The following is a 12,565-nucleotide window of genomic DNA, read 5'->3' on the forward strand; positions in this document are numbered from 1 at the left end:
GTCCCATGTTTTCCAATCCTGACATCCTGAAGTTTATCTTCGGAAGGTTGTCCTTCGAATCACTGCCGTTTCACGAACCGATCCTGATCGTGACGTTTGCGGCCGTGTGTCTGGGCGGCATCGGCGTGGTGGGTCTCATGACCTACTTCAAGCTCTGGGGGCCATTCTGGCGCGACTGGGTTTGCAGTGTCGATCACAAAAAAATCGGCATCATGTACATCGTGCTGGCCATCATCATGCTGTTCCGCGGCTTTGCCGACGCCATCATGATGCGCGTACAGCAGGCCATCGCCTTCAACGGCAACGAGGGCTACCTCAACTCTCACCACTACGACCAGATCTTCACCGCCCATGGCGTGATCATGATCTTCTTCGTGGCGATGCCCTTCGTTACCGGTTTCATGAACTATATCGTGCCGCTGCAGATCGGCGCGCGTGACGTCTCGTTCCCGTTCCTGAACAACTTCTCGTTCTGGATGACGACGGCCGGTGCGATCATCATCATGATCTCGCTGTTCATCGGCGAGTTCGCACGTACCGGCTGGCTGGCCTATCCGCCACTGTCGGGCGCTGACTACAGCCCGGGCGTCGGGGTCGATTATTACATCTGGGGTCTGCAGGTGGCGGGTGTCGGCACAACGTTGTCAGGTATCAACCTGATCGCGACGATCGTGAAGATGCGTGTTCCCGGCATGTCCTTCATGAAGATGCCGATCTTCACCTGGACGGCACTCTGCACCAACATCCTGATCGTTGCCTCGTTCCCGATCCTGACCGCAACCCTCGTGCTGCTGTCGCTTGACCGTTACGTCGGCACCAACTTCTTCACGAACGACCTCGGCGGTAATCCGATGATGTACGTGAACCTGATCTGGATCTGGGGTCACCCGGAAGTCTACATCCTGATCCTTCCGGTCTTCGGGATCTTCTCGGAAATCGTTGCGACCTTCTCCGGCAAGCGCCTGTTCGGCTATGCCTCGATGGTCTACGCGACTTGCGTGATCATGATCCTGTCCTACCTCGTGTGGCTGCACCACTTCTTCACGATGGGTTCGGGTGCTTCGGTCAACGCCTTCTTCGGCATCACCACGATGATCATCTCGATCCCGACGGGCGCGAAGATGTTCAACTGGCTGTTCACGATGTATCGCGGTCGTATTCGCTACGACGTTCCGATGCTCTGGACGGTCGGCTTCATGGTGACCTTCGCCATCGGTGGTATGACCGGCGTCATGCTGGCTGTTCCGCCTGCCGACTTCGTGCTCCACAACTCCCTGTTCCTGATCGCCCACTTCCACAACGTCATCATCGGCGGCGTGCTGTTCGGCCTTCTCGCAGGCGTCAACTACTGGTTCCCGAAGGCGTTCGGCTTCAAGCTGAACCAATTCTGGGGCAAGGTATCGTTCTGGTTCTGGTTCGTTGGCTTCTACTTCGCCTTCATGCCGCTCTACGTTCTTGGCCTGATGGGCGTCACCCGCCGCGTATCGCAGTTCGAAGATCCGTCGCTGCAGATCTGGTTCATCATCGCAGCCTGCGGTGCAGGTATGATTGCCATCGGTATCGCCTCATTCATCATCCAGATCGGCGTCAGCGTCTGGAAGCGTGATGAACTGAGGGACGAAACCGGCGATCCGTGGCACGGCCGTACTCTGGAATGGTCGACATCGTCGCCGCCACCGGACTACAACTTCGCCTTCACTCCGGTGGTCCACGATCACGACAGCTGGTACGACATGAAGAACCGCGGTTATGCGCGTCCTCTTCAGGGTTTCAAGCCGATCCACATGCCGAAGAACACCGGCACCGGCGCGATCCTCTCCGGCATCAGCGTGGCACTCGCCTTCGGCCTGATCTGGTACATGTGGTGGCTTGCTGCCCTGTCCTTCATCGCCATCATCGTTGTGTCGATCGTCCATACGTTCAACTACAACCGCGACTACTACATTCCGGCGGACGACGTTGTCGCGGAAGAGAACAAGCGGACCGAACTGCTCGCTAGGCAGGTGTGATAACCATGAGTGCTTCTAAAACAGAGACGGCGGAAAACCCGCAATTCTACCTGGAAGAAGATCATCATCCGGAGAACAGCACCAATCTTGGGTTCTGGCTCTACCTGATGAGCGACTGCCTGATCTTCGCGATCCTGTTCGCCACCTACGCTGTCGTCGGCCGCAATTATGCGGCCGGCCCATCGCCGGCGGATCTGTTCGACCTGCCGCTCGTCGCGCTCAACACCGCGATGCTGCTGTTCTCGTCGATCACCTACGGGTTCGCGATGCTTCAGATGGAGCGTGGCGCCAAGGCGGAGACGCTGTTCTGGCTGGGCGTGACCGGCGTGTTCGGTCTCGCCTTCCTGGGCATCGAGCTCTACGAATTCAGCCATCTCCTGCACGAAGGTGCCGGCCCGCAGCGCTCTGCGTTCCTGTCGGCGTTCTTCACGCTGGTCGGAACCCACGGTCTGCACGTTACCTTCGGTATCATCTGGTTGGTCACGCTGATGGTGCAGGTTTCCAAGCATGGCCTGATCCCGGAAAACCGCCGTCGCCTGATGTGCCTCTCGATGTTCTGGCACTTCCTCGACGTCATCTGGATCGGCGTCTTCTCCGTCGTTTACCTCATGGGAGTCCTCGGATGACCGACAAAGCACCCGCGCACGAAGATGCGCACGCAGCGCATCACGCCCATAGCCACGGGCACGAGGCCAGCCACGGTTCGCTGAAAAGCTATACGACCGGCTTCATCCTGTCGGTGATCCTGACGGCGATACCGTTCTGGCTTGTGATGGGCGACGTCTTCGACAACAAGGCTGTCACCGGCGCTCTGGTTATGATCTTCGGCGTCATCCAGATCGTTGTGCACATGATCTACTTCCTGCACATGAACACCAAGTCCGAAGGCGGCTGGACGGCGATGGCACTGATCTTCACGATCGTCATCGTGGTCATCGCTCTCTCCGGCTCGCTCTGGGTCATGCACCATCTCAATGCAAACATGATGGTCATGTCGCCGGAGATGATGAAGAACATGCCTTGAGGCGGTCATGAGACCGGTTGAGACAGACACCAATCAAAGTGGCGCGGGTCATTCCGCGCCACTTTCCCGTTCTCGCTCCCATATCATGCGGGCGTTTCTGGTCTTCGCGACGCTGATTTTCGTGGCGCTCGGATCCTGGCAGGTGCAACGCCTGTTATGGAAGCTCGATCTTATCGCAAGGGTCGACGCCCGTGTGCATGCAACGCCGGTGGGACCTCCGGCAGCCGGCCAGTCACCTGACGATATCGAATATCTCCACGTCGCCATCTCCGGGTCCTTCGATCACACGAAGGAAGCGCTGGTTCAGGCCGTGACGAAGCTCGGGCCCGGATACTGGGTCGTGACGCCGCTGAAGCTTGAAGACGGCAGGACGATCCTGATCAATCGCGGCTTCGTGCCCCCTGACCGCAGGGATCCCTCAACCCGGGTTGAAAGCCAGACCGTCGGCGAAGCCGCCGTCACAGGTCTTGTCCGCCTCTCCGAACCCGGCGGCGGCTTCCTGCGGGAGAACGATCCGGGCAACGAGCGTTGGTATTCGCGCGATGTCGCAGCGATCAGCGCGTCGCGCGGTCTTCAGGGCGTCATGCCCTATTTCATCGATGCGGACGCAACGTCGAACCCGGGTGGCTATCCGGTTGGCGGCCTGACCGTCATCCAATTTCCCAACAGTCATCTGAGTTACGCACTGACCTGGTTTGCGCTCGCAATCATGTCTCTCGGTGCTGCGATCTTCTTCGGACGCTTGCAGCGCGCGGCCGGTTGATCCGCAACGATTTCATCTTGAGGAGAACGCGCCTTGGATACTCCCGCCATCAACGATATTGGCCTCGATTCTGATGTCGAGATCGCGGTTCGCCAGGAATTGACGCTCGTCGCACTTGGCAAGTTGCCAGCCGATACGGCGCTCCGGGTAGGCCGGCTGCTCGATGTCAGCACGCGGACATGGCGCACGAATCAGGAAATCATCACCAAGGGCCGCCGCATTGCCTATGTCGGCGATGCGGGATCCTATCCGGGCACCGTCGCTCACCGGGTGCATGAACCCGATCTGGCTGCCATTCCAGGGCTTGGAGAGGTGCACAAGCATATCGAAAGCTCGCATTTGACACCGGAATGGGAAGCAGCACTCGTTCTTCCCCGCGGCAATACCTGGACCTGTGAGGCAAGCCATGAGTTTTCGAACGTCAACGGCGCAAAGACGCTTGAATTCTGGCTGAAGGCCCGCGCCGCCGGCTCGCCGCTCAAGATCTTCCCGCTGCCCGGATCGGCCGTGCCGCCCACCGGTTACGAGCATGGCGGCGGGTATCTCGGTTATGACGAGCAAAAGCAGTTCATGTCCGAAAGCCTGATGGTTGCGGGCCTCGACGAGGTGATGGACTGGCCGGGCGTGTGGGACAGAACCAGCCCTTCCTACGACCGCCTCTGGGGCATGATCCGAGCAACGTTCGAGAAGCGCGGAGTCGTTGAAGGTCACGCGGCGGGCATTCGCGACATCCCAACGATCAACGCTTTCGCCGCGGCCGGTCTGGCATCGGATCACGAAGCCTGGACGGTCGAGGAGTTCTGGGACAAGCTGACCCGCGGCCTGTTCATGGAACTGCGCCCGCACAGTTTGCCGGAGGTTATCGCCGGTCTCCTCGAGAAGGGCCTCGCCGACTGGTCGCAGATCGCGCTGACGACCGACGATCGCAGCGCCTCCGATACTCTGAAACTCGGCGCCACCGATTACAATGTTCGCCTCGCCATCGAGGCAGGCCTTGCGCCCGAGATAGCCATCCAGTGTGTGACCATCAATCCGGCCCGTCACATGCGCCTGACGCCCTGGGTGGGCACGATCGCGCCGGGACGTTATGCCGATATCGTGCTTCTGTCCGACGTTGAGAAATTCGAGATCGCCAAGGTCTGGGCCGATGGCATCCAGGTTTCTGATGGCAAGCGCTATCTGCCCGAGGTGCCCAAAATCGACTGGCCGGACTGGGCAACGAAGACAATCAATATCGGCCGTGAGCTGACGGCCGCAGATTTCGCGATTGCCGCTCACCCCGGCCGCCAGACAATGACGGCTGCGGTGCTGCGACCGTTTCACTGGACGGATGATTTCCTGACCTTCGAACTTCCTGTCGAAGACGGGCTCGTCCAGCGCGATGCCGATCGCAACATCACCAAGTTCTCGATCATCGACCGGTTCTCGGGCAAGGGAGCGGTGTCGAAAATGTTCTGGCTTGGCTGCGGGCCGCGGACGCCGGATACGGCGCTTGCCTGCTCCATGGCACATGACAAGCACAATATCTGGTGCCTCGGCTCATCGGACGAAGCGATGGCCGCAGCTGTCAACGCCGTCGCTGCCAATGATGGTGGCTGGGCATTGGTTCGCGATGGAAAGGTCGTCGCGCGGGTTCGCTACGAGGTGGCGGGGCTGATGAGCTGCCGGTCGGCGGACGCTCTGCATGAGGAGATGCAGGTGCTCTATGCACAGGGCGAAAAGGTCGAGTGGATGTTCGAGCCGAGCTTCCATCCGCGCTGGTCTGCAGGCTTCCCGGAGCGTCTCGCCTTTGCGACGCTCACCTGTGCACCCTGGCGCTGGGTGCTGGTCGCCCCGAGCGATTACGCGCCGGAGGGGCTCGTCAACGTCCAGACCGGCAAAACCCATCCGGTCGTTTTTTGACGCCGCTTCACCTTCCGAGCTTCGGCCAGGTATCCGAAAGACGGTAACCGCCCGGCCAAGGGTCCGACGGATCCAGCATCAATTGATGCGTTCCGGTAATCCAGGCGCGGCCGGAGATCAGCGGATAGATTGCCTCGCGATCACCGACACGCGTCGTCGACTCGATACGGCAGTGGAATTCCGAACCGATGATCGAGCGGCCGATATAGGTCTCGCCGATTGCCATCTCGCCACGCGCATGGAGAACCGCCATGCGCGCCGAGCAGCCCGTACCGGTGGGAGACCTGTCGATCTTGCCCGGCTGGATGACGACGGCGTTTGCACCGCTCAGCACGCCGTTTTCCCGGGTGAGGGGAGTTACAATCTGGCAGAAGGAAATGTGGTCCCAGCCGGCATTGTCCGGATGGGTAAAGCCGATCTGCTCGTTGGCGGCCGCGGTAATCTTCACGCCCGCTTCTGCAATCTCGCGTGCCTCGTCGGGTTTCACCTCGAACCCCAGTGAAGCCGCATCGACGATGACGAAACTGTCGCCGCCATAGGCTGTGTCGACCGTGAGTGTTCCGAAGCCGGCCACTTCCAGCGACACTGCGAGCTTGTCTGTAAAGGATGGCACGTTGCGCACCGTGATCCGATCGGCCTTGCCGTCGCGGCATTCCGCTGTGACCTCGACCAGGCCGCCTGGCGCTTCGAGCGTCATGCGTGTCACCGGCTCGGTCATGGGAATGATGCCGGTGTCGAGCAGTACGGTCGCAACACAGATGGAGTTGGAGCCGGACATCGGTGGCGTGTCGGCGGGCTCCATGATGATCCAGCCCATCTGGGCGCGCGGATCCTTCGGCGGCACCAGCAGGTTCACATGCCGGAAGACGCCGCCACGGGGCTCGTTCAGCACGAAGTTGCGCAGCGTCTCGTCACGGGCGATGAAGCGTGACTGTTCCCAGAGTGTATCGCCCGGCGGCGGCAGCACACCACCGACGATGACGTCCCCGACTTCGCCCTCCGCATGGCAGCTGACGATGTGGATGACCTTTGATGTGCGCAAACGCGACCCCCCGGCAGATGTTACCGCTTGGGTGTCATCAGGTAATGCCCAACGCCCCAGACCTCTCCCTTGTCATGGCCGAACAATCCGGCAGTGGCAAGGAAGAACAGACGCCAGCGGCGCTGCCAGAGGCAGGCATCCTTGCCGTAGACATCCTTCAGGATCGGCTGGATTTGCCCGATCTCGCGATCGAAATTTTCAAGCCAATGCATCGCGGTGCGGCGATAGTTGAGACCCGACCAGCGCCAGTCTTGTTCGACGGTGAAAATATCATCGAAACGACGCGGCAGGTCGTGCGCGGGCATGATGCCGCCTGTGAAGAAATGGTGGGCGATCCAGTCCGCTGGGTTGTCGTGCTCGAACCGGTAGGACCGATCCTTGTGGGTGAACACGTGCAGGAACAGCTTTCCGTCAGGCTTCAGCCATCCTCTTGTGCGCTCCATCAGGCCTCGCCAGTTCGACATGTGTTCGAACATTTCCACCGAGACGACCCGGTCGTAGGTCTCATCCGTCGAAAAGTCGTTCATGTCGGCCGTGATGACGGTGAGGTTGTCGAGCTTCAGCCGCTCGATTTCGCTGAGGATGTGTTGACGCTGCGGGGCCGAGTTGGAGACGGAGGTGATCCGGGCATTGGGAAAATGCTGGGCCATGTAGAGCGACAACGAACCCCAGCCGCAGCCGAGCTCGAGAATGTCCATTCCATCGCTCAGTTCCGCGTGACGCACGGTTTCGGCCAGCGCGTAGGATTCCGCTTCCGCAAGCGTGGTATCGTCAGCCAGATACAATGCGCAGGAGTATTTTCGCTGTGGACCGAGAGCGAGGCTGAAGAACTCTGGCGGCAGTTCGTAATGCTGGCGGTTGGCATCATCCGTATGGGTGGCGATCGGAAAGTCGGCCATCGACCTTGCGAACGCGTCCTCGGCGGTTGCCGGCGTGGAGGCCAGCTTCCGCTTGGTGCGACCGCATAGAAAGTCGATCCCGGCAAGCGTCACGCCATCGCTTAAGGGTGCTCGTTCAGCCGTATTGATGGCAAAGGCCAGCATGTTCATCGTGGCGTTCCCTTATTGTGTTGAGAGTTTGGATCGACGCGGACCGGGGAAAAATGCGTTGACGCGTGCCTGAACAGCACGGAACTGGTCACCCCGGGATTTCAGCATGTGTTCCTCAAGCGGCGGAATGCCGGAGACGTGCACCAGCAGCCAGTACATCATCACGGGCGCGAGGAGCGCGACAGCGGCAAAGCCCAGCGCCGGAAGCGCCATCAGCGGCCAGCTGCACCAGAACAGCCACTCGAAGAAATAGTTGGGGTGGCGGGAGTATGCCCACAGCCCCTTCTGGCAGATTTCCCGCTTGGCTTCCGGCGTCTTGCGGAATCTCGAGAGCTGAACGTCGGCTACCATCTCGCCGATAACGGCAATCGCTGCCACGGCAAGCGCGAGAAGATCGCCCACCTGCGGGTATTCTGCCGGGTTCGAAGCGGCGCAGTAGACTGCAAGCACAAGAATGAAGGCAGCGACCGCCTGGATCTGGAGAAAATAGAACAGGCGGAAGGAAGCGCGATCGCCCCATTCCTTTATAAGCTTTTCGTAGCGGGGATCCTCGCCACCGAGCCGCGTGCGGGCGCCAATATGGAAGGCAAGCCTCAGCGACCAGGCCGCAACGATGACGATTGCCGTCACGCGGCGCTCGACGGGACCGGCCGCCAGATAGGCTGCAGCCACGCCGCCGACGCCGACCGCCAGCGACCAGATCGTGTCTATCCAGCCGCTCGCACCCGTCGCGCGCTGTACGGCCCAGGAGATTGCCATGGCCAGCGACAGGCCTATCGCCAGAAAAATGAGGTGAATGTAATCCATTGGTCTCCTCGAACGTAGAAAGCCCGACACGTTCTTTGTGTCCCTCTACGGCTGACATAGCCAATCAGTTTCATGGGCTTGAAAAAATGTCGCAAAAAGAAGTGATATTGCGTGAAACTCTCTATCTCAATCTCTCGTAATGATTACAGAGCCCACAGGGCAGGTGATCGATTGCTTTGGGAGCTGGGGGAATTGTATGGCATTTCGTGAGACGCATAGGACCTCGGGACGTCGACGCATCGCAGTTGTCGGCAGTGGAATATCCGGCATGTCCGCTGCATGGCTTCTGGCCAAGGCCCACGATGTTACCATGTTCGAGGCAGCCGATCGTATCGGTGGCCACAGCCATACCGTGGATTTCGACGCATCGGGAAGAACCGTTTCCGTCGACACCGGCTTCATCGTCTATAACGAGGTGACCTATCCTAATCTGACGGCGTTGTTCCGTCATCTGGATGTTCCAACCACGGCCTCCAGCATGTCCTTCGCCGTCTCTCTCGACGATGGCGGTTTCGAATATTCTGGTGGCACAGGGTTCGGACTGTTCGCCCAGAAGTCCAACATCGTCAGCCCACGCTTCTGGTCGATGATGCGCGATCTCGTCCGCTTCTACCGCAATGCTCCCCGTGATCTGTCGACGATGGGCGGTTTGTCACTCGATGACTACCTCGACCGACATCACTACGGACGGGCGTTCCGCGACGACCATCTCTACCCGATGGCGGCTGCGATCTGGTCGATGCCCGCGGGTAAGGTGGGTGAGTATCCAGCGGTCAACTTCGTCCGTTTCTGTGGCAATCACGGGTTGCTCGAACTCTGGAACCGTCCGATCTGGCGCACGGTGACGGGCGGAAGCCGGGAATATGTGGATCGCCTGACAGCTGACTTTCGCGATCGCATTCGCCTGTCGACACCCGTCCAAGCGATCAGGAGAACCGGTGGCGGTGTTGAAATTTCTACCGGACCGGACGGATGGCAGGCATTCGACGAGGTGGTGATCGCCACCCACGCAGATCAGGCACGTCGTCTTCTGTCGGACGCTGATGACCACGAGACACGCATTCTGGGTGCCTTCCGCTATTCCCGCAACGAGGCGATTCTGCACAGCGACCAGAGCTTCATGCCGAAGCGCAAGGGCGCATGGTCCAGCTGGAATTATTCGGCAAAGACCGGCGAGGCGCAGGTCCAGCCTGCCATCACCTACTGGATGAACAAGCTGCAGCCGCTTGGCGATGCGCCGCCGACCTTTGTGACACTCAATCCCCCACGTCAGCCCCGCGAGGACGCCGTCATTCGGCGCGAGATCTACGAGCATCCGATCTTCGACATGGCAACCGAACGGGCACAACGGGAAATCTGGTCGCTTCAGGGTGTGCGCAACACATGGTTCTGCGGCGCCCACTTCGGCTCGGGCTTTCATGAAGACGGCCTCCAGGCAGGCCTGGCGGTCGCGGAAGATCTTGGCGGCGTTCGGCGTCCCTGGAAGGTCGCCGAGGAAAGCGCCCGGATCGTGCGCCGGCCGCTCGGTGCTACCGTTCCGATCGAGGTCACGGCATGACGGCTTCGTTTCGGTCGGCGCTTTATCCCGGTCATGTCACGCATGCACGCATGCGGCCGAAAGAGCATCGGCTGGCCTACAGGATCTATTCGCTGCTGATCGATCTCGATGAGCTCGACGCGCTTGATCGCGGCCTGAAACTGTTTTCCGTCGACCGGTTCAATCTATTCTCGTTTCGGCAAAGAGATCGCGGCGACCGCTCGGGATCCGATCTTCGGGGCCAGATAGAGCAATGGATGCGCGCCGCAGGGCTCGAGCCTGATGGCGGGTCGATCAAGCTTCTCACCATGCCGAGAATACTCGGCTGGGCCTTCAATCCGCTCAGCATCTTCTTCTGCTACGGACGCGATGGCGAGGTGAAGGCGATCCTGTGGGAAGTGGATAACACATTCGGGGAACGCCATGGCTACCTCATCCCGGCCGATAATCGTGTCGGCGGCGAGATCGTCCAGCACTGCGACAAGGCATTTTATGTCTCGCCGTTCATGGACATGGACCAGCGCTATACCTTTCGCGTGACGCCGCCGTCCGAACGGCTGTCGATCAAGATCGATACATTCGATGCCGAGGGGCCAATGCTGACTGCCCGTCATCTCGCCCACCGCCGTGATCTGACAGACCGGGCGCTTCTGAAGGCCTTCTTCGCCATTCCCTTCCTGACGCTCCGGGTCGTCGGCGGCATCCATTGGGAGGCACTGAAAATCTGGCTCAAGGGCGTGCGTTTGCGCAAGCGTCCAAAGCCACCGGGAAACCCCGTCTCCGTCACTCCTGCTGCTCCCCTACGCAAAGTGGAAATCCATGAGCCAATCTGACGAATTCACCTCCGTAACGACCGATCGCACACCCGGAGCTGGCGTTGCCGGCTTCGGCGCGCGCGTCGTGAACCGGCTGCTGAGCGGTATCCGCTACGGTTCCATTCGCGTTGTGCTGCCTTCCGGTCGCACCATAGAGATGGCCGGGCCGGAAAAAGGGCCGGACGCCGTTATCGTCATCAAGCGCTGGCGGATGCTGAGCCGCGTTCTGCATGCGGGCGACATCGGCTTTGCAGAAGGATATCTCAAGCAGGAATGGACGACACCTGATCTTACCAATGTGATCCGGTTTGCTGCGCGCAACCGGCATGGGCTGACGCTTGCGACCCATGGGGGCTATCTCGGCCGGATCGCGGTTCGCCTGTCGCATCTTCTCAACGCCAATACCAAGCGTGGCAGCAAACGCAATATCGAGGCGCATTACGATCTCGGCAACGAGTTCTACGCTGAGTGGCTAGACCCTTCGATGTTCTATTCCTCGGCGCTCTACGAGCATCAGGGACAGTCTCTCGAAGATGCCCAGCGTCAGAAACTCGAGCGTATCCGCGAAAAGCTCGCCATGAGCCAAGGCGACAGCGTGCTGGAGATCGGCTGCGGCTGGGGCGCTCTTGCCTTGGATCTCGCACAGAACGTCAATGCCCGGGTGACCGGCCTTACTCTTTCTCCTTCGCAGCTGGCCTTTGCAAACGAGCGCATCCGGCAGGCCGGCGTGGAAGGGCAGATCGATCTCCGACTGCAGGACTACCGCGATACATCAGGGCAATTCGACCGGATCGTCTCGATCGAGATGTTCGAAGCGGTCGGGGAGGCCTATTGGCCAGCTTATTTCGACACCATCCGTCGCTGTTTGAAGCCCGGTGGCCGTGCGGTTTTGCAGGTGATCTCGATCAACGAGGACCGCTTCGATTCCTACAGGCGCAATCCGGATTTCATCCAGAAATATGTGTTTCCGGGAGGATTTCTTCCCTCGGACAGCGCGTTCACGGCAGCCGTTGAGAAATCCGGGCTTGTCGTCAGCGACATCGAACATTTTGGCGCGTCCTATGCGCGGACGCTGGCCGAGTGGCGGACGCGGTTTCACGCCGCTTGGCCGAAGATTGCGGAACTCGGTTTCGACGGCCGTTTCCGTAGGTTGTGGGACTACTACCTTTGCTATTGCGAGGCTGGCTTCGAGGAGGAAGCGATCAATGTTGGCTTCTATACGATTGAACATGCGTAATCTGGGTTTGCGAATCGGTGCTGTCGCAGCACTCTTGTCACTGTCGGCAGGGCCGCTTCTTGCCGCTGATTTGGACGGCAAATGGGCTCGCGGAGACGGCAATGCCAAGGTTGAGATTGCGCCTTGCGGCGCCCAGATCTGCGCCACCAACACATGGATCAAGCCCGGATCGGGAAGCGAGAAGGCCGGCGACAAGCTGGTCATGACGATCGACCGGACAGCTGACGGCTCCTATTCCGGTACCGCCTTTGATCCACAACGCAACATGACGTTCAAGATCACGGTCGTTGTCGCGGAAAAGAAGATGACGACGAAAGGCTGCGTTGCTGGCGGTATTCTTTGCCGTGCCGTCAACTGGTCCCGCATCGACTGACACAAAA

The 12,565-nt window shown here is 59.9% G+C and carries 12 protein-coding genes; 9 read left to right on the forward strand and 3 right to left on the reverse strand.

Translation table 11 applies throughout. The features are described from left to right. The first annotated feature begins 5 nt into the window (after nt 1-5). The 5 genes from cyoB to ASF70_RS03470 all read left to right on the forward strand — a co-directional run bounded on the left by cyoB (nt 6) and on the right by ASF70_RS03470 (nt 5,698). Nucleotides 6-2,009 carry a cytochrome o ubiquinol oxidase subunit I gene (cyoB, locus tag ASF70_RS03450; RefSeq protein WP_062577440.1) on the forward strand — a complete coding sequence of 668 codons (2,004 nt, stop codon included), beginning with the start codon at nt 6-8 and terminating at the stop codon, nt 2,007-2,009. Between the two features lie 5 nt (nt 2,010-2,014). Continuing rightward, nucleotides 2,015-2,635: a cytochrome o ubiquinol oxidase subunit III gene (cyoC, locus tag ASF70_RS03455; RefSeq protein WP_062454402.1), complete on the forward strand. Its 621-nt coding sequence runs from the start codon at nt 2,015-2,017 to the stop codon at nt 2,633-2,635. Continuing rightward, the gene (gene cyoD / locus ASF70_RS03460) at nt 2,632-3,033 is read left to right on the forward strand and encodes a cytochrome o ubiquinol oxidase subunit IV (RefSeq protein WP_062454400.1); all 402 of its coding nucleotides are present in this window, start codon (nt 2,632-2,634) and stop codon (nt 3,031-3,033) included. Before cyoC ends, cyoD begins: the two co-directional genes overlap by 4 nt. A gap of 85 nt (nt 3,034-3,118) precedes the next feature. Further along, nucleotides 3,119-3,796 (forward strand): SURF1 family protein, encoded by a 678-nt coding sequence (locus tag ASF70_RS03465; RefSeq protein WP_062577442.1) that lies wholly within the window; start codon nt 3,119-3,121, stop codon nt 3,794-3,796. Between the two features lie 33 nt (nt 3,797-3,829). Then, nucleotides 3,830-5,698 carry an adenine deaminase C-terminal domain-containing protein gene (locus tag ASF70_RS03470; RefSeq protein WP_062577445.1) on the forward strand — a complete coding sequence of 623 codons (1,869 nt, stop codon included), beginning with the start codon at nt 3,830-3,832 and terminating at the stop codon, nt 5,696-5,698. Between the two features lie 7 nt (nt 5,699-5,705). Here ASF70_RS03470 and ASF70_RS03475 read toward each other — a convergent pair whose 3' ends face one another. The 3 genes from ASF70_RS03475 to ASF70_RS03485 are packed head-to-tail and all read right to left on the reverse strand — an operon-like array spanning nt 5,706 to nt 8,596. Next, the gene (locus ASF70_RS03475) at nt 5,706-6,740 is read right to left on the reverse strand and encodes a proline racemase family protein (protein ID WP_062577447.1); all 1,035 of its coding nucleotides are present in this window, start codon (nt 6,738-6,740) and stop codon (nt 5,706-5,708) included. 20 nt (nt 6,741-6,760) lie between these two features. After that, nucleotides 6,761-7,789, reverse strand: coding sequence for a cyclopropane-fatty-acyl-phospholipid synthase family protein (locus ASF70_RS03480; RefSeq protein ID WP_062577449.1), 1,029 nt, complete (start codon nt 7,787-7,789; stop codon nt 6,761-6,763). Nucleotides 7,790-7,801: 12 nt separating this feature from the next. Then, on the reverse strand, nt 7,802-8,596 hold the full coding sequence (locus ASF70_RS03485; RefSeq protein ID WP_062577451.1) for a DUF1295 domain-containing protein: 795 nt from the start codon (nt 8,594-8,596) through the stop codon (nt 7,802-7,804). Nucleotides 8,597-8,792: 196 nt separating this feature from the next. Between ASF70_RS03485 and ASF70_RS03490 the strand changes: the two genes are divergently transcribed. From ASF70_RS03490 to ASF70_RS03505, 4 genes are read left to right on the forward strand one after another with little or no spacing between them, the layout of a single operon-like run. Then, nucleotides 8,793-10,154, forward strand: a complete 1,362-nt coding sequence (locus ASF70_RS03490; RefSeq protein WP_062577453.1) for an NAD(P)/FAD-dependent oxidoreductase — start codon at nt 8,793-8,795, stop codon at nt 10,152-10,154. Then, on the forward strand, nt 10,151-10,966 hold the full coding sequence (locus ASF70_RS03495) for a DUF1365 domain-containing protein (RefSeq protein ID WP_062577455.1): 816 nt from the start codon (nt 10,151-10,153) through the stop codon (nt 10,964-10,966). The genes ASF70_RS03490 and ASF70_RS03495 overlap by 4 nt, the downstream gene beginning before the upstream one ends. Next, nucleotides 10,953-12,185, forward strand: coding sequence for a cyclopropane-fatty-acyl-phospholipid synthase family protein (locus ASF70_RS03500; RefSeq protein WP_062577457.1), 1,233 nt, complete (start codon nt 10,953-10,955; stop codon nt 12,183-12,185). The genes ASF70_RS03495 and ASF70_RS03500 overlap by 14 nt, the downstream gene beginning before the upstream one ends. Continuing rightward, a complete protein-coding gene (locus tag ASF70_RS03505) occupies nt 12,178-12,558 on the forward strand; it encodes a DUF2147 domain-containing protein (protein ID WP_156461740.1) in 381 nt (126 codons plus the stop codon). Before ASF70_RS03500 ends, ASF70_RS03505 begins: the two co-directional genes overlap by 8 nt. Nucleotides 12,559-12,565 lie beyond the last annotated feature (7 nt).

It is taken from the genome of Rhizobium sp. Leaf321 (assembly GCF_001423215.1).
Classification (GTDB): domain Bacteria; phylum Pseudomonadota; class Alphaproteobacteria; order Rhizobiales; family Rhizobiaceae; genus Neorhizobium; species Neorhizobium soli.